Annotated in this window: 15 protein-coding genes; 9 read left to right on the plus strand and 6 right to left on the minus strand. The window is 62.3% G+C overall.

Features of this window, described 5'->3' with window-relative positions; all coding sequences use genetic code 11:
- Positions 1-47: 47 nt before the first annotated feature.
- From EFD56_RS15560 to EFD56_RS15575, 4 genes are all read left to right on the plus strand, one after another.
- Entirely contained in the window at positions 48-1,544 is a 1,497-nt protein-coding gene (locus EFD56_RS15560) for a sugar ABC transporter ATP-binding protein (RefSeq protein ID WP_126905702.1), read from the plus strand.
- An 18-nt stretch (positions 1,545-1,562) separates the two neighbouring features.
- Positions 1,563-2,603 carry an ABC transporter permease gene (locus EFD56_RS15565; RefSeq protein ID WP_126905703.1) on the plus strand — a complete coding sequence of 347 codons (1,041 nt, stop codon included), beginning with the start codon at positions 1,563-1,565 and terminating at the stop codon, positions 2,601-2,603.
- Positions 2,604-2,653: 50 nt separating this feature from the next.
- Positions 2,654-3,751, plus strand: coding sequence for an ABC transporter substrate-binding protein (locus EFD56_RS15570; protein WP_126905704.1), 1,098 nt, complete (start codon positions 2,654-2,656; stop codon positions 3,749-3,751).
- 93 nt (positions 3,752-3,844) lie between these two features.
- Positions 3,845-4,183 carry a hypothetical protein gene (locus EFD56_RS15575; RefSeq protein ID WP_004670767.1) on the plus strand — a complete coding sequence of 113 codons (339 nt, stop codon included), beginning with the start codon at positions 3,845-3,847 and terminating at the stop codon, positions 4,181-4,183.
- A 32-nt stretch (positions 4,184-4,215) separates the two neighbouring features.
- Here EFD56_RS15575 and EFD56_RS15580 read toward each other — a convergent pair whose 3' ends face one another.
- Positions 4,216-5,814 (minus strand): GGDEF domain-containing protein, encoded by a 1,599-nt coding sequence (locus tag EFD56_RS15580; RefSeq protein WP_245440596.1) that lies wholly within the window; start codon positions 5,812-5,814, stop codon positions 4,216-4,218.
- Positions 5,815-6,467: 653 nt separating this feature from the next.
- Between EFD56_RS15580 and EFD56_RS15585 the strand changes: the two genes are divergently transcribed.
- Positions 6,468-8,438: a HAMP domain-containing methyl-accepting chemotaxis protein gene (locus EFD56_RS15585; RefSeq protein WP_126905706.1), complete on the plus strand. Its 1,971-nt coding sequence runs from the start codon at positions 6,468-6,470 to the stop codon at positions 8,436-8,438.
- 68 nt (positions 8,439-8,506) lie between these two features.
- Here the strand turns inward: EFD56_RS15585 and mctP are convergent, their stop codons facing one another.
- From mctP to EFD56_RS15610, 5 genes are all read right to left on the minus strand, one after another.
- Entirely contained in the window at positions 8,507-9,982 is a 1,476-nt protein-coding gene (gene mctP / locus EFD56_RS15590) for a monocarboxylate uptake permease MctP (RefSeq protein ID WP_064811896.1), read from the minus strand.
- Positions 9,972-10,169, minus strand: a complete 198-nt coding sequence (locus tag EFD56_RS15595) for a DUF3311 domain-containing protein (protein ID WP_003591841.1) — start codon at positions 10,167-10,169, stop codon at positions 9,972-9,974. The genes mctP and EFD56_RS15595 overlap by 11 nt, the downstream gene beginning before the upstream one ends.
- 248 nt (positions 10,170-10,417) lie before the next feature.
- Entirely contained in the window at positions 10,418-11,089 is a 672-nt protein-coding gene (mctR, locus tag EFD56_RS15600; RefSeq protein WP_085743834.1) for a two-component system response regulator MctR, read from the minus strand.
- Entirely contained in the window at positions 11,086-12,471 is a 1,386-nt protein-coding gene (gene mctS, locus EFD56_RS15605) for a two-component system sensor histidine kinase MctS (protein WP_085743835.1), read from the minus strand. Before mctS ends, mctR begins: the two co-directional genes overlap by 4 nt.
- 81 nt (positions 12,472-12,552) lie before the next feature.
- Positions 12,553-13,017, minus strand: coding sequence for an Lrp/AsnC family transcriptional regulator (locus EFD56_RS15610; protein ID WP_016737033.1), 465 nt, complete (start codon positions 13,015-13,017; stop codon positions 12,553-12,555).
- A 157-nt stretch (positions 13,018-13,174) separates the two neighbouring features.
- Here EFD56_RS15610 and EFD56_RS15615 point away from each other — a divergent pair, with 157 nt between their 5' ends.
- From EFD56_RS15615 to EFD56_RS15630, 4 genes are read left to right on the plus strand one after another with little or no spacing between them, the layout of a single operon-like run.
- On the plus strand, positions 13,175-13,954 hold the full coding sequence (locus EFD56_RS15615; protein ID WP_064832007.1) for an ABC transporter ATP-binding protein: 780 nt from the start codon (positions 13,175-13,177) through the stop codon (positions 13,952-13,954).
- 47 nt (positions 13,955-14,001) lie between these two features.
- Positions 14,002-14,775 (plus strand): transporter substrate-binding domain-containing protein, encoded by a 774-nt coding sequence (locus EFD56_RS15620; protein ID WP_064832008.1) that lies wholly within the window; start codon positions 14,002-14,004, stop codon positions 14,773-14,775.
- A gap of 12 nt (positions 14,776-14,787) precedes the next feature.
- A complete protein-coding gene (locus EFD56_RS15625) occupies positions 14,788-15,513 on the plus strand; it encodes an ABC transporter permease (RefSeq protein WP_064819680.1) in 726 nt (241 codons plus the stop codon).
- A gap of 13 nt (positions 15,514-15,526) precedes the next feature.
- Complete coding sequence (locus EFD56_RS15630; protein WP_020922876.1) at positions 15,527-16,216, plus strand: ABC transporter permease; 690 nt, start codon at positions 15,527-15,529, stop codon at positions 16,214-16,216.
- Positions 16,217-16,294: the final 78 nt, after the last annotated feature.

Here is a 16,294-nt window from a genome sequence, read left to right on the forward strand (position 1 = left end):
GATAACATATTTTCATCAGGACAGCTGCAGCTTTGGGAGGAGCCACAGTGGAAGCCAAGAGACTGCTGGAGTTCCAATCGATCACCAAGAGCTTCGGCGGCACGCAGGCGCTGCGTGACGTATCGATCGATCTGCGCGAGGGCGAGATCCTGGCGCTGCTCGGCGAAAACGGCGCCGGGAAATCGACGCTGATCAAAACGCTGGCCGGCATCTACAAACCGGATCATGGCGACATCCTCTTTCGCGGCCAGAGCTACCATCATCGCCCGCCGAAACCGAACGAGCGCCAGCCGGTCGCCTTCATCCATCAGGATCTCGGTCTGATCGAGTGGATGACGGTCGGCGAGAATATGGGCTTGTCGCAGGGCTTCTCGATGCGCAGCGGCCTGATCGACTGGGGAAGGACGCAGGCGCGGGCCAAGGAAGCGCTAAAACTGGTCGGCTGCGACTTCGATCCGACGACGCGCGTCTCGGCCCTGTCGCGCACCGAAAAATCGCTCGTCGCCATCGCCCGTGCGCTTGCCGTCGAAGCCGATGTTCTGGTGCTCGACGAGCCGACGGCGAGCCTGCCCGCCGATGAAGTCGATCGGCTGTTCAACGCCATTCGCCCCCTGAAGGAGCGCGGCGTCGGCATGATCTATGTTTCCCACCGGCTCGACGAGATTTTCCGCATCGCCGATCGTGTCGCCGTGCTGCGCGACGGATGCATGGTCGGGCAGAAGCCGGTCAGCGAGACCACCCCCGACGAACTGGTGACGATGATCATCGGCCGCAGCAGTGACAGCCTCTTTTCCAAAGCCGAGATCAAACCCGGCAAGGCGATCGCCGAGGTTCGCGACCTCGTTTGCACCGGCACGAGCCCGATCTCCTTCGATATCCGCGAGGGTGAACTGCTCGGACTGGTTGGATTGCGCGGCGCCGGCCAGGAAAGGATCGGCCGGGCGCTGTTCGGCTGCGAGCCCTTCAACGGCTCGGTTCTGCTGCGTGGCGAGGCGCCGGATCTTTCCAGTCCGCGGCAGGCGATGGCCTCGGGCATCGGTCTGATTGCCCGTGACCGGACGGAGGAATCCGTCGCATTGTCGCTGTCCATTCGGGAAAATACCTATCTCAATCCGGGCGCTGTCGGCCGCGGGATTTTCTCCTTCCTGTCGCCGCGTGGCGAAGCCGATCTTGCCCATGCGATCGGCCATTCCGTCGGCCTCAGGCCGAACGATCCGGATCTGCCGGTGGAGGCGCTGTCGGGCGGCAATCAGCAGAAGGTGGTCGTCGGCCGCTGGCTGGCGACCGGCCGCAAGCTGCTGGTCGCCGAAGACCCGACCGCCGGCGTCGACATCGGCGCGCGCGCCGAAATCTACCGCCTGATCACCCAGGCTCTGGAAGCCGGTCTCGCGGTCGTCGTGGTCTCGACGGATTTCGAGGAAATCGCCCATATCTGCCACCGCGCGCTGGTTTTCTCGCGCGGAAAAATCGTCAGCGAACTGAGTGGAAGCGCTCTGACCACGGAGGCGGTCATCACGGCCGCCTCGGCGTCGGAAGCGGCTTGAGCCATCGGGAGAACAGCCATGCAATCCATTGAATCCACCGCGCTGGAGCCGACCAAGAGCGAGATGGCCGGCCTGTCCACCGGCCAGAAGATCGGCCGCCTGATCCCGGTTTACGGGCTCGTCATCCTGACCGCCGGTCTGATCGTGCTCTTTTCGATCCTTCTGCCGGATACGTTTCCGACGGTGCTGAACGTCCGCTCGATCGTCTCGGACAAGGCGATCATCGCGCTTCTGTCGCTCGCCGCGATGATCCCGATGGCATCGGGCCGCATCGACCTGACCGTCGGCTACGGCATCGTGCTCTGGCACATTCTCGCCATCAGTCTGCAGACGGCCTACGGCCTGCCCTGGCCGGTCGCCGTCCTCATCGTCCTCGCGCTTGGCGTCCTCACCGGCTTCATCAACGGCCTGCTGGTCGAGGTCGCCAAGATCGACAGCTTCATCGCCACGCTCGGCACGGGAACCGTTCTCTACGCGCTTGCGCTTTGGCATACCGGCGGTCGGCAGGTGGTCGGCGTCCTGCCGGACGGCTTTTATGCGCTGAACGGCACCATGCTGTTCGGCCTGCCGATCACCGGCTTCTATGTGCTCCTGATCGCGATCTGCATGTGGATCGTGCTCGAATATCTGCCGATCGGCCGTTATCTCTACGCCATCGGCGCCAATCCCAAGGCCGCCGCCCTCAATGGCATCCCGGTCCGCAAATTCGTGATCGGCGCCTTCGTCACATCGGGCCTGTTGGCGGCTCTGACCGGGGTCCTTCTCGCCTCGAAGCTGCGCATTGGCCAGGCGAGCGTCGGCCTCGAATATCTGCTGCCAGCGCTTGTCGGCGCATTCCTGGGATCGACGACGATCAAGCCGGGCCGAGTGAACGTCTGGGGTACGCTGATCGGCGTTATCATCCTGGCGGTCGGGATATCTGGAATTCAGCAATTCGGCGGGTCGTTCTTCGTCGAACCGCTGTTCAACGGCGTGACCCTGCTGATTGCCATCGGCATTGCAGGCTACGCCCAGCGCAAGCGCGGAGCTGTGAGGAGGATCACACCCGCATCCAAATGAGGATGCCGGCTCACCCGGCATTTCAGAACAAACAAAATGGAGGAGTGAACATGAAGCGCAGGACTTTATTGCAGGCAACGGTCGCAACCGTCGCCCTTATGCTGAGCGTGCCGGCCATGGCGGATTCGATGGCTGACGCCAAGGCAGTGGTCGACAAATATGCGTCCAAGGTGAGCGCCTGGGACGGCCCAACGAGCGGCCCGAAGGGTGCGAGCGGCAAGAACATCGTCATGCTTGCTGCCGATATGAAGAACGGCGGCATTCTCGGCGTCGTCAACGGCGTTCAGGAAGCGGCAGGCGCTTTGGGCTGGACGGTGAAGGCGCTTGACGGCGCCGGCTCGATCGGCGGACGGACGGCGGCCTTCGGCCAGGCCATGGCGTTGAAGCCCGATGGCATCATCATCAACGGCTTCGACGCCGTCGAGCAGAAGCCGGCGATGGAAGCGGCCAAGGCGGCCGGCATTCCGATGGTGTCCTGGCACGCCGCCTCGGCCGTCGGCCCGGTTCCTGAGGTCGGTGTTTTCGCCAATGTGACCACCGACGCGATGGAAGTGTCGAAGTCCGCAGCCGATTGGGCCTTTGCCGATGCCCGCGGCAAGCCGGGAGTCATCATTTTCACCGACTCGACCTATGCGATCGCGATTGCCAAGGCCGACCGCATGAAGAAGGAGATCGAAGATCTCGGCGGCACGGTGCTCGAATATGTCGACACGCCGATCGCCGAAACCTCGCAGCGCATGCCGCAGCTGACCACCTCGCTGCTGCAGAAGTACGGTGCGAAGTGGACGCATTCGCTGGCGATCAACGACCTCTATTACGATTTCATGGGCCCGTCGCTCGCTTCGGCCGGCATTGCCGGCGACGGAAAGCCGGTGAATGTCGCGGCCGGCGACGGCTCGGAGAGCGCCTATCAGCGGATCCGCGCCAAGCAGTATCAGGCCGTCACTGTCGCCGAGCCGCTCAACCTGCAGGGCTGGCAGCTCGTCGACGAGCTGAACCGCGCCTTTGCCGGCGCCCCGTGGTCGGGCTATGTGTCGCCTCTGCATGTGGTGACCAGCGCGAACGTCGAGTTCGACGGCGGACCGAAAAACAGCTTCGATCCCGATAACGGCTATCGCGATCAATACAAGAAAATCTGGGGCAAATAAGCCTATCAAGCAGGGCGTATCGACCGGTACGCCCTGACTCCCGACATCAATCAATACCGATCCGGCTCCGGCGAGTTTTGGAAGAGAGAACCTATGATCATTCGTTATGCTTTGTTTGAGGGCGAAATCCATCCCGGTCGGGAAGAGGAATTCCGCGACTTCGTGCGACAGCGGCTCGTTCCTCTCTGGACGCAATTTCCGGGGGCGGAGGAAATCCGGGTGCTGGACGGCATGGAGCGCGACGAGGGTGCCCCTGTTTATGCGATGGCCCTGGCTATTCGCTATCCTCACATGGAGGCCGTGAACGCGGCACTTCTTTCCGACGTCCGGTTCCAGAGCCGCGAGGTGACCGGCGAGCTTCTGCAGCTTTTCACCGGCAAGGTGCATCATCACGTTTTCTCGGCCAGCGAATACTCGCCTGCCATTGCCTGACATCCGGCGGGGTAATGGGTGAGCGTCAACCGTTACGCCTGCGTCGCCATGCAGCGGTTACGGCCGGCATTCTTGGCGGCGTAAAGATTTGCGTCCGCGATATGCAGCGCGGCCTCCAGCTTGTCGGTCACGGACCAATCCGCCAGGCCGATGGAGCAGGTGACTTCGAGCCTCGGATCTATCTCAGACCAGTCATGGTCTTGCACCCGCAGGCGCAGCCGCTCGGCATCGGCAAAGGCATCGCCGGCTGTCGTGCCGGGGAGCAGGAGCAGGAATTCCTCGCCGCCCATGCGGATCGCCAGACTGCCTGCCGGCCCGATGCCGCCCAGCAGTCCGGCAACGTGCCGCAGGACGACATCGCCGACCGCATGAGACAAGATGTCGTTGATGCGTTTGAAGTGGTCGATGTCGAACAGCAGCAATGCTGCATGGGTGACGCCGGATTCCACCCAATTCCTGCATCTAAGCTGCAGTTCACGCCGATTGCCGAGGCCAGTCAGCGGGTCGGTGCGCGAGGCTAGCACCGCCTCGCGCTGTTCGGCGGCAAGCCGCAGATTTTCCTCGAGCAGGCGCTCACGCTCCAGCCGGGCGCTGTCTTCCTTGCGGCGCATCGTCTCCAGGTCGAGCGCAAGCTTCATTGTATAGGCGCGCGCCGAGGCAAGCCGCCGGTAATCCTCGATCACCATCTCATGATAGATCTTGTGATAGTCGAAGGCTGCCTTCCAATCGCCGGCCATTTCGGCAATCCGGAAGCGCATGTCGAAATGGCGCAGTTTCATGCGGGGCGTGGCCAGAGCGGCTTCCATCGCCTCGATGGCTGCAAGCAGCGACACGGCTTCGGCGAAAGCGCCCTGCCCGGCCAGAAGATAGGCGTACCAGTAGGAGGTTTCCGCCAGCAGCACCTCGTCCTCGGCGACGCGGCAGGCGGCGATGGCGGCAATATAATGGGCGGCGGCCGCGGCGTCTTCGCTGCGCGTCCATGCCAGGAGCCCGAGATAGCAATGGCACTCGGCAATCTCATAGGGCAGGTTTTCCGCCTGGGCGTCGGCCAGAATGGACCGCAGTTGGGCTTCCGTCCGCGACAGCAGGATGGTGTCGAGCTCCTGCCCTGCCAGACGATGCTCACCGAGTGCGCGCGCCGCCATGCGGCTGGCGATCGAGCGGGCGATCAGCACCGAGCCTTTTGCAAGACTGCTGGTCTCCGCATAGTCCAGACTTTCGGCCGCGGCCTCCGCCGCGCGGTCGAAATCCTTCGTATCGAACAATGCCACGGCATAGGCCGTGCGCGCCCGCCAGTTGGCGAGCGGATCCGTGCAGGACTTGGTGCGCTTCTGGCAATCGGTCAGCAGGGCGAAGCCGGTTTCCAGATCGCCGAGCGCCACCAGAAGGCCGCCATGGATCGACTGCAGGGAAATGATCGCGGCCTGATCCTGGCAATAGCGCAGCCAGGTTTCGGCGCGGATGCAGATCTTCAGGCCTTCCGCCAAGCTCTCCTTGTTGAAATGGATAAGTGCCAGCCGATGCGAGGCGCGCAGGGCCCCGGCAACATCGCCTGCCTCGAGCGCGGCCTCATAGGCGGCCTCGCCTGCCCCGAGCGCTTCGCCGGTGCGGCATTCCCAGTCCAGACGCACGGCACTATCCAGCAGCACCTGCCAGTGCGCTGCCAGGTTCTCATCCTGCCTTGACTCGGAAGACGCCCGTCGTGCCACCTCTGCTCCATTTTTTCCGGCGCATGGTCCATGAGAACTTCTAAAACTTCTCAAAGAGTTTCGCTTAACAAGCCACGAACATCGGCTCGCGCTTCCGCAGATCATGATTCGGGCACCGCTCCCGCGAACATTCTGCGGTCTTTTTTGCAACAGGTGATATGCTTCGTTTCATCACAGCAACTCCACATGTTCTTCCCTGTGGAGAAAATCAGACATTTTGCGCGGAAATACAGTCGAAATATACAAAAAGCGCGACAGAACGATGCCCTTTCGGCGTCGTTTACATTCTCTAAAATATATCACTTTATTTTTAAGCTATCGGGCCGACGTTCCCAGGGATCGTCACCACGCCATGACGGCGGCCGGGCATCCGAATCTCGTATGAAATCGACATGTCACGACGCAGGCGCCTCACGCCTTGATGCGCTGGCTGCGCTCAGGCGACAACGTGCGGCGCGCGGGGTGCCTTATCGGGTGCTCGGGACAACGGGGTCCCACATTTGAACGAGATGCGACGAACGATCCTGGCAGTCCAGACACCTGTATCAAAACCTCCCATACGACGGAGAGTGGTAATGAAGAGCATTCAGAATTTCGGGATCGCGGTGCGTCTCGCCCTTGGCTTCAGCTTCCTGATCTTGCTGATGGCCGGCCTTAGCATCTATTCAACGGTCAAGGTCGCAGAGATCAACAGCAATCTCCAAACGATCAACGACGTTAACAGCGTCAAGCAACGGTTCGCCATCAATTTTCGAGGCAGCGTGCATGATCGGGCGATCGCCATTCGCGACGTGACCCTGGTGACGTCTGCCGATGAGCGCAAGACGGCCGAGGCGTTGATCGAAAAGCTGGCGGCATCCTACGCCGAAAACGAAAAGCGCATGGCTGATATGGTCGCCTCCCCGGCTGGCGCCACGGACCAGGAAAGGTCGATCCTGAAGGAGATCGCCGACATACAGGCGAAAACCAATCCCCTGGTCGCCCAGATCATCGCGCTGCAGGAGAAGGGTGACGGTGAGGCTGCCCGCAAAATTCTGCTCGAACAGGCGCGGCCGGACTTCGTTGCCTGGCTCGGCGCCATCAATAAATTCATCGACTACCAGGAAGCACTGAACAAATCGATCGGCGGAGACGTCCGCGGCACGGCGAGCGGCTTCAAGCCGATCGTTCTGACGGCGCTGGGCATCGCGGCTGTTCTTTCCGTCCTCGCCGCGATTATTACCGCACGCACGATCGTCGGTCCGCTGGCAAAACTGCAGCTGTCGCTGAAGGCGATGGCAGAAGGCAATCTCGATGGTGATCGTCGCCTCGAAGCACGTGGCGACGAGATCGGCAGGCTTGCCCGCGCCGTAGCGGGATTGCGCGACGCCATTTCGGCAAAGGCGGAGCGGGAAGCCGATGCGGAAGCCAGACGGGCTGTGGCGGAACGGCACCGGCTCGAACAGGATGCCGACGAACGCCGCACCCTTGCCGAGCAGACGGACCGGGCTGTCGGCCAGCTTGGCAGTGCATTGCAGGCGCTGGCCGATGGCGATCTCACGCAGCAGATCGGTACGCCGTTCATCCCGTCTCTAGAAAAACTCAGAGCTGACTTCAATTCAGCGGTCGAAAAGCTCCGCGCCGCCATGCAGAAGGTTGCCGAGAACGCCAGCGCCATCGCAGCCGGCGCACAGGAGATCCGCTCCGCTTCGGATGACCTCGCCAAGCGGACCGAGCAGCAGGCTGCATCCGTCGAGGAGACCGCCGCGGCTCTGGAAGAGATCACGACCACCGTCGCCGACTCCAGCAACAGGGCTCAGGAGGCAGGCCAGCTCGTCCGCAAGACGAAAGACAATGCGGAGCGCTCGGGCAGTGTCGTCCGCGACGCGGTCGATGCGATGGGCAAGATCGAATCCTCCGCCACCGAAATCGGCAGCATCATCGGCGTCATCGACGAGATCGCCTTCCAGACCAACCTGCTGGCGCTGAACGCCGGCGTCGAGGCGGCCCGCGCCGGTGAAGCCGGCAAGGGTTTTGCCGTTGTCGCCCAGGAAGTGCGCGAACTGGCGCAGCGTTCCGCCAAGGCGGCAAAGGAAATCAAGGAGCTGATCAACGCGTCGAACGGCCATGTGAAAAACGGCGTCGCGCTGGTTGGCGAAACGGGGAAGGCCCTGCAGGAGATTGCGATCCAGGTGCAGCAGGTCGACGGCAATGTCGGCGCCATCGTCGGCGCCTCGCAGGAGCAGGCGACCGGGCTGAAGGAAATCAATACTGCCGTCAACAGGATGGATCAGGGCACCCAGCAGAACGCCGCGATGGTGGAAGAGGCCACGGCCGCCGCTCACAAACTCGCCAAGGAAGCCGACGCATTGTTCCAGCTCCTGGGTCAGTTCAACATCGGTGGAGCAGTGGCATCGAGGCGCATTTCGCAGCCGGTCGCCGCGGCACAGCATGCTCAGACCGTGGCTTCGCCGGCGCGCCAGATGATTGCCAAGGTCGGCAGGTCGTTCCAGGGGAATGCTACCCAGGGGAACGTGGCATTGGCCGGCGATTGGGAAGAGTTCTGAACCGCACGCGCAATCTGCGGAAAATGAAGTGATGAAGGGCAGCGATTGCTGCCCTTCGTATTTTTGGTTTACGCCCGGGCCGGGACCTTGGCCGGTAGCAGGGCGTTGACGATGACGGCGACGCCGATATTTGCCGCGAGCGCCAGCAGTCCGGTGTAGACGGTGAAGGGTTCGCCGCCGAGGCTGATCAGGTGCAGCGGCTTCCAGCCGGCGTCCCAGACGAGGAAGGTGCCGCCGCAGAACCCGACGAACCAGCCGGCCAGCAGCCCGGGCGCACGGAACCAGTTGGTGTAGAGGCCGAAGACCAGGGCCGGAAGCGTTTGCAGGATCCAGATGCCGCCGAGCAGCTGCAGGTCGAGGGCGAACTGAGTCGGCAGGAAGATGATGACGAGCAGTGCGCCGACCTTCACCACCAGCGACGTCACCTTCGCGACCTTGGCTTCGCCCGCATCGCTGACCTTGGGATCGACATAGGCCTTCCAGAAATTGCGGGTGAAGAGGTTGGCGGCGCCGATGCTCATCACCGCTGCCGGCACCAGTGCGCCGATGGCGATCGCCGCAAAGGCGAAGCCGGAGAACCAGCCCGAAAACAGTGTCTTGAACAGGGTGGGAACGACGTCATTGGCGCTGTCGAGCTTCAGATTGGCCGCATGGCCCATATAACCGAGCAGCGCCAGCAGGCCGAGCAGCAGCGTATAGGCGGGCAGCATGATCGCGTTCTTGCGGATCGTCTTGCCGCTGTTGGAGGCAAAGATGCCGGTCAGCGTGTGCGGATACATGAAGGCCGCGAGCGCCGAACCGAGAGCGAGCGTGGCATAGGCGACATACTGGTTGCCGCCGAGCAGCAGGTTGCCGGCGCCCTTGGCCTGAAAGGCCGCATCGGCCGAGGCAAAGACATTGGCATAGCCGCCGAGCTTCGACGGGATGAGCGCGACCGCTGCAATCACCACGATATAGATCATGATGTCCTTGACGAAGGCGATCAGCGCCGGGGCGCGCAGGCCCGCCGAATAAGTATAGAGCGCCAGCACGATGAAGGCGATCGCCAGCGGCAGTTCGCCATGCAGCCCGAGCGCCTTCAGGACCGCCGTCATGCCGACGAGCTGGAGGGCGATATAGGGCATGGTGGCGATGACGCCTGTTGCCGCGACCGCGAGTTCGAGACCGCGCGATCCGTACTGGCCGTGAACGACGTCGGCGGCCGTGACATAACCGAAATCCTTGGCGCGTTTCCACAGGACCGGCATGACCATGAAGACGAAGGGATAGACAACGATCGTATAGGGCAGTGCGAAGAAGCCGTAGGCGCCGACCGTATAGACCAGCGCCGGGACGGCAATAACGGTATAAGCGGTATAGAAGTCGCCGCCGACGAGGAACCAGGTGATCCAGGTGCCGAAGTTGCGTCCGCCGAGGCCCCATTCATCGATGTGGGCGAGCGTCTCGGGCTTGCGCCAGCGGCTGGCGACGAATCCCATGACCGTGACGAGGGCGAAGAAGAAGATGAAGACGGCAAGCGCCGTGCCGTTGATGTCAGTCGTCATGGCGAACGCTCCGATAGGCGATCCAGGTCAGCGTCGCGGTGATCGGCACCCAGAGAAGCTGATACCAGTAGAAGAAGGGAAAGCCGAAAAGCGACGGCTCGCGGAGATTGTAGAATGCCGGCCAGAGCAGACCTATGTACGGAATGATCAGCAGCCACAGCGCTGCCTTGCTACGTGGTTTTTCCATGTCGGAGTACCTTTCAGGCGCCGCAATTGGCGGTCGCCATGTTCCAGTTGTCGGCGTGGAAGGCAGGTCTGTCAGCCGGCGGCGGCAGCAGGCCCGGTTCGGGTCGCTCGAGCTTTTCCGGCGGATCGGATGCTGATGTAACGCATGTGAATTCCTCCCAACGGCTTGGCACTTGGCCGGCCGCGAATGGAGTCCTAGGGCGTCGGTTTTATCCCCACAAGATGGGCGCAGTGCCGAAATACCGGGGCCTACCCAGAAGTGGGTAGGTGCGAATTCGCGCCGATTTTCGAGGCGATGCCGTGATCGAGCGCGTAGCGGATCAGGCCTGCGGTGGTGGCGATGCCAAGTTTCTTCTTGAGATTCTTGCGATGGGTTTCCGCCGTCGCAGCGCTTATCCCGAGCACTTCGGCGATCTCGCGGTTGCTCCGGCCGGCAACGATCAGCCCGAGCGTGTCGCGCTCGCGCGGCGTCAAGGGATCGCTCCCCTCCTCCGCCCGTTCCCCCATCAGCGCGTCGAAGACGCCGGAGGAAAAATAGGTGCCGCCATCCGCGACGGTTTCGATCGCCGCGACGATCTCCTCTGTGGAGACGTCTTTGAGAACATAACCGGCGGCGCCGCGCATCACCGAGGAGGAGATATACTCGCGGCTGTCATGCATGGAGAGCATCACGACGCGGGTCTGCGGAAGTTCGCTCCTGAACAGCTCGATCGCATCGATGCCGCTGAGCTTCGGCATGTTGATGTCCATCAGCACCACCTGCGGCTGGATCTGCCGGGCGATATCGAGCCCGGTCTGCGCCAGCCCGGCGGTGCCGGCGACTTCGATATGATCGAAGGTTTCGAGCACGGCTTTCAGCCCGTCCAGCACCAGCGGATGGTTGTCGATCAGCAGCACCCTGATTCTCGAGCGTTCCGTCATGCGGCTTCCGCCTGCTTGCCGGCGGCAAGATTGGCCGATCTCGGCATCATCGCCGTCAGCGTCGTGCCGGCCTCGCTGCTGTTGATCAGCAGCAGGCCCCGGAAGTGCGCCATCCGCTCCTGCATGTTGCGCAGGCCGAGGCCCGAGGCGCCGGAGGCGCCATCCCTGGCGCCATCGAAGCCGCTGCCGTTGTCGGAGATGGTCATGCGGGCACGGCCGCCGTCGCTCCAGAGCTTGACCGAGAGCTTCGAGGCGCCCGAATGCCGCTCGACATTGTTGAAGGCCTCCTGGGCGACGCGATAAAGGGCGGTGCTGGCTTCCGCCTTCAGCGTGCCGGTAAAGCCTGAGGCGTCGATCTCCGTCTCGATCCCCGTCCGCTCGGCAAAGTGATGACACAGTGCCTCCAGCGCAGCCGTCAGGCCAAGATCGTCGAGCACGCGCGGGCGCAGATCATGCGAGAGCAGGCGGATTTCCTTGATCGCCCCATTCAGTGCCTCAACGCCGCGCTCGATGGTCAGCGCCGCCTCGTCGACATTGGTCCTGACCTTGCGGCCGGCGAGATCCATCGCATAACGCACGCCGAGAAGGGTCTGGGAGATGCCGTCGTGCAGCTCGCGCGCCAGCCGCGTGCGCTCTTCTTCCTGGGTGTCGATGACCCGCTGCGTCAACTCCTTCAGGCGGCTGTCGGCCATGCGGCGCTCATGGAAGGTGAGCAGCATGCAGGTGGTGAACACGACCAGCACCGAAGGCACGGCGATCAGCGCGACGATGACGAAGGTCCGTCTGATGTTGGCGCGCGTTACCGCATTGGCGGCGGCACTCTGGGCAAAGACGTCATCCAGATAGACGCCGGTGCCGACGACCCAGTGCCATTTGTCGAGGCTGACGACGAAGGAGAGCTTGTCGGCGATCTGCCCGGTTGACGGCTTCTGCCATTTATACTGGTGCAGGCCGCCGCCCGCCTTGGCCGTGGCGATCAGTTCGGCGATGACCTTGTCGCCATCCGGGTCGGTGAGATCGAGCCAATTGTGCCCATGCCGGAAACTCTGGCGCGGATGGACGATATTGTTGCCGTCGTAATCATAGACGAAGAAATACCCGTCCTTGCCGTAGTCGAGCGAGGTCAGAATATCAGCCACCTGCTGCTTGGCGGCCTCGTCGTCGGCCCCGGCCTTGTCATAGATCGTCTGGATGGCCGAGAGGGCAAGATTGGTCAGATTGAGGATCTCGGCTTCCTTGGTCTTCAGCATGTTCTGCTCGAACGTATCGATGCTGTTCTTGGCGAGGTTTGCCGATTGCCAGGTGATGAAGGTGGTGATCGCAAGGATCGAAATGACCAGCGGGACGATCGCCAATGCGATGATCTGGTGTCGTAGCGTCAAGGGTCATTCCTCCCAAGGATCTGCGCCCGGAATTATGCCCTTTGTCCGATATGAGTCCAGCCGCTTGCGCCGGCGCGATCGCTATTCCAGCGGCACGAACAGGCCGAGCTTGACGTCGCGCAGCACGACATTGGTATGCATGCGGCGGATCTGCGGATTGTCGGCCATGATCAGGGCTGCAATGTCGTCATAATGCTCGACGTCACGGGCGGTGACGATCGCGATCAGGTCGACCGCGCCGGTGACGTAATAGACCTGCTGGATATGATCCTGCTTTTCCGCCCAGACGCGAAATTTCGCCAGCGCATCGTAATTGTCCCGCTCGATCTCCATTCCGACGATGAACACCATCGATGTCGCCGTCGCCTTGCGATCGAGTATGGCCACCTCCGCCTTGATGATCCCTTCCTCGCGCAGCCGCTTCAACCGCCGCTGCACGGCGGAGACCGACAGTCCGATTCGTTCGGCGATCGTTTCAGCTTTCAACTGGCAATCGCGCTGCACGATATCGAGAATGTCCCGGTCAAAACGATCCAGTTGCTCCATGGTCCAGTCCGATCCTTGCCGCAGCAAACATTGCGCCGCATTCGCGGCGTTGAAAAGATTATTTTGCTCATAATATGCAAAAGAGATGGAAATTGCGCGAAAAAACCGCGTTATTTTATCATTATCCTTCGCAGATTGAATTCAGCCGGACCCATGCATGTCGGATCAGCCCTTTCCTGCTCTTCGCGTCGAAGATCTCCATAAAAGCTTCGGCTCGCAACAGGTTCTCAAGGGTATCTCGACGGAGGCCCACAAGTCGGATGTGATCTCGATCATCGGCTCGTCGGGCTCCGGCAAGAGCACTTTTCTCCGATGCATCAATTTCCTGGAAACCCCGGATCACGGCCGTATCGCCGTCAACGGCGAGGAAGTCGCGCTGAAAGCCGGTCTTGGCGGGCGGCTGCAGCCGCAGAGCTGGCGGCAGATCGAACGGCTGCGGACGGGGCTCGGCATGGTCTTTCAGAGTTTCAATCTCTGGGCCCATCGCACCGTGCTGGAAAACGTGATCGAGGCGCCGGTGCATGTCATGGGCATTTCAAAGCGCGAGGCGATCGAGAAGGCGGAAGCCTTGCTCCACAAGGTCGGGCTGTTCGACAAGCGCGACACCTACCCCGCCTTTCTCTCCGGCGGTCAGCAGCAGCGCGCGGCGATTGCGAGGGCGCTCTGCGTCGATCCCGCCGTCATGCTGTTCGACGAGCCGACATCGGCGCTCGATCCGGAGCTGGTCGGCGAGGTCCTGAAGGTCATCCGCGATCTCGCCGAGGAAGGCCGGACCATGCTGATCGTCACGCATGAAATGCGTTTCGCCCGGGATGTGTCGAGCCGCGTCCTCTTCCTGCATCAGGGACGGATCGAGGAGGAGGGGCCGCCGGAGCAAGTTTTCGGGGCGCCGGTCAGCACCCGCTGCCGGGAGTTTACCCGTCTCAGTGCCCATTGATCCACATAGCCATCATCGACAACACACGAACCAGGAGAATCCTGCGAATGAAACTGCTCCCCACGCTCCTTGCCGGCGCGGCACTTGCGCTTTCTGCGGTCGCCGCACAGGCCGAAGTCCGCTTCGGCGTCATGAATGAATCCTATCCGCCCTTCTTCGCCAAGGACGCCTCGGGTGAGTGGCACGGGTGGGAAATCGACCTGATGAACGCCGTCTGTGCAGAGATGAAGGAGAAATGCTCGATCGTGGACATTTCCTGGGATGGTCTCATTCCGGCGCTGCAGAGCAAGAAGTTCGACGTGATCTGGTCGTCGATGTCGAACACCGCGGAACGCTCGAAGGTAATCGACTTCACCGACAAGTACTACAACACGCCGAGCACGCTGATCGGTCCCAAGGACCAGAAGCCGGGTGCGACCGCCGAGGACGTCAAGGGCAAGACCATCGGCATCCAGGTGTCGACGATCCAGTCTGAATATTACAAGAAGTATTTCGCCGGCGCCGCCGAGGAGAAGACCTACCAGACGCTCGACGAGGCTTTCCAGGATCTGGCCTCCGGCCGTATCGACTACGTCTTCGGCGATTCGCTGGCGCTCGACGCTTTCCTGAAGAGCGACGGCGGCAAGGATTGCTGCGGCAAGATGGGTGATGTCGCCGACGACAAGGAAATCCTTGGAGCGGGTGTTTCGGGCGGGTTGCGCAAGGAAGACACGGAGCTGAAAGCCAAGCTGAATGCGGCGATCGCTGCGGTTCGCGCCAACGGCCAGTATGACGCCATCACCAAGAAATATTTCGACTTCGACATCTACGGCGCGAAGTAAGCAGTCTCGGCGATGGCGACCGCACAACAAGGCATTCTGGACCTGCTGTCCCCCTATCCTCCGGGATGGGGCGGCGTTCTTTTGGCAGGTGCGGTCTCCACGGTCGCCATCTCGGCCTGCGCCTTCGCGGTCGGCCTGTTGCTCGGCACGGGCGGCGCGCTTGGAAAGCTCTCGGGCAATCGCGCGCTCCGCCTCATGCTCGATCTCTACACCACGGTCATTCGTGCCGTTCCCGAGCTGATCCTGATCGTCGGGCTCTATTATGCCGGCACCGACGGCCTCAACCGGCTGCTGGCGGCATTGGACCTGCCGCCGATCGATGTGAACGGTTTTGTTGCGGCGGTCGCGGTGCTCGGCTTCGTGCAGGGCGCCTATATGACCGAGGTGCTACGCGGCGCGATCCTCGCCATTCCCGCCGGCCAGATCGAAGCGGCCAAGGCCTTCGGCATGGGACCCGTACTGCGGTTCCGCCGCGTCCTGCTGCCGGCGCTTTTGCCGAACGCGCTGCCGGGGCTTGCCAATCTGTGGATGTCGGTCACCAAGGACAGCGCGCTGGTCGCGGTCGTCGGCTATCAGGAACTGGCGCTCGCCACCCGCCTCGCTGGGGCAAGCACCAAACACTACTTCGTGTTTTTCCTTGCTTCCGCCTTTCTCTACCTCGCCATCACACTCATTTCCAACGTTGCTTTCAAGCTGATCGAGGGACGGGTGCGGCGGGGACAGCCGCGTCTCGCCTGAGGAGCCGCGCCCCATGAGTTTCACTTGGATCTCTTCCTATTGGCCGCTGCTTCTGACCGGCGCCTGGCAGACGGTCGCGCTGCTGGTCATCTCAGTGGTGTTCGGTTTCATCATTGCTATAGGCCTCGCCTTCGCGCAGGTCAGCGGCGGCAGGCTGACGCGGCTGCTGGCCCGCGGCTATTGCACCTTCTTTCGTGGCACGCCGCTGCTGATCCAGCTGTGGCTTCTCTATTACGGTGTCGGCTCGCTGCTGCCGATGGTCCCCGGCATCCGGCAAAGCCTGTTCTGGCCGATCCTGCGCGAGGGCTTCTTCTTCGCCGCAGTCAGCTTCACGCTGAATTATGCGGCTTACGAGGCAGAGGTCCTGCGCGGCGCCCTGCTCGCCGTTCCCAAGGGCGAGCTCGAAGCCGGGCGGGCCTTCGGCCTGTCGCCCTGGAAGCTGACCCGCCGCATCTGGCTGCCGCGCGCCATCCGTATCGCCCTGCCGACCATTGCCGGGGAGATCGTCATGCAGCTGAAGGCGACGCCCCTCGCCTTCACGGTGACGGTGATGGATCTCTATGCCGTGGCCAACAAGGTTCGCCAGGACACGCTGCTCGTCTACGAACCACTGCTTGTCGTCACCCTCTTCTATCTCGCCCTGACCGCCGTCATCGCCCGCGTCTTTCGAGGTCTCGAAGCGCAGGTGCCGGTGCGGCGTTAGCCGAGAGAAGGGACCAGCCATAAACCCCTGCGCGTATCGACGCGCACCTCGCCCCGCCTGTTATGAAAAGCCCGCCGC

The organism is Rhizobium phaseoli (genome assembly GCF_003985125.1).
Taxonomy (GTDB): Bacteria; Pseudomonadota; Alphaproteobacteria; order Rhizobiales; family Rhizobiaceae; genus Rhizobium; species Rhizobium phaseoli.

Bases quoted from the DNA above. Each gene is read 5' to 3' on its own strand.
- EFD56_RS15565 (WP_126905703.1), top strand. From the start codon at position 1,563: ATGCAATCCATTGAATCCACCGCGCTGGAGCCGACCAAGAGCGAGATG.
- EFD56_RS15570 (WP_126905704.1), top strand. From the start codon at position 2,654: ATGAAGCGCAGGACTTTATTGCAGGCAACGGTCGCAACCGTCGCCCTT.
- EFD56_RS15575 (WP_004670767.1), top strand. From the start codon at position 3,845: ATGATCATTCGTTATGCTTTGTTTGAGGGCGAAATCCATCCCGGTCGG.
- EFD56_RS15585 (WP_126905706.1), top strand. From the start codon at position 6,468: ATGAAGAGCATTCAGAATTTCGGGATCGCGGTGCGTCTCGCCCTTGGC.
- mctP (WP_064811896.1), bottom strand. From the start codon at position 9,982: ATGACGACTGACATCAACGGCACGGCGCTTGCCGTCTTCATCTTCTTC.
- EFD56_RS15595 (WP_003591841.1), bottom strand. From the start codon at position 10,169: ATGGAAAAACCACGTAGCAAGGCAGCGCTGTGGCTGCTGATCATTCCG.
- mctR (WP_085743834.1), bottom strand. From the start codon at position 11,089: ATGACGGAACGCTCGAGAATCAGGGTGCTGCTGATCGACAACCATCCG.
- EFD56_RS15610 (WP_016737033.1), bottom strand. From the start codon at position 13,017: ATGGAGCAACTGGATCGTTTTGACCGGGACATTCTCGATATCGTGCAG.
- EFD56_RS15615 (WP_064832007.1), top strand. From the start codon at position 13,175: ATGTCGGATCAGCCCTTTCCTGCTCTTCGCGTCGAAGATCTCCATAAA.
- EFD56_RS15620 (WP_064832008.1), top strand. From the start codon at position 14,002: ATGAAACTGCTCCCCACGCTCCTTGCCGGCGCGGCACTTGCGCTTTCT.
- EFD56_RS15625 (WP_064819680.1), top strand. From the start codon at position 14,788: ATGGCGACCGCACAACAAGGCATTCTGGACCTGCTGTCCCCCTATCCT.
- EFD56_RS15630 (WP_020922876.1), top strand. From the start codon at position 15,527: ATGAGTTTCACTTGGATCTCTTCCTATTGGCCGCTGCTTCTGACCGGC.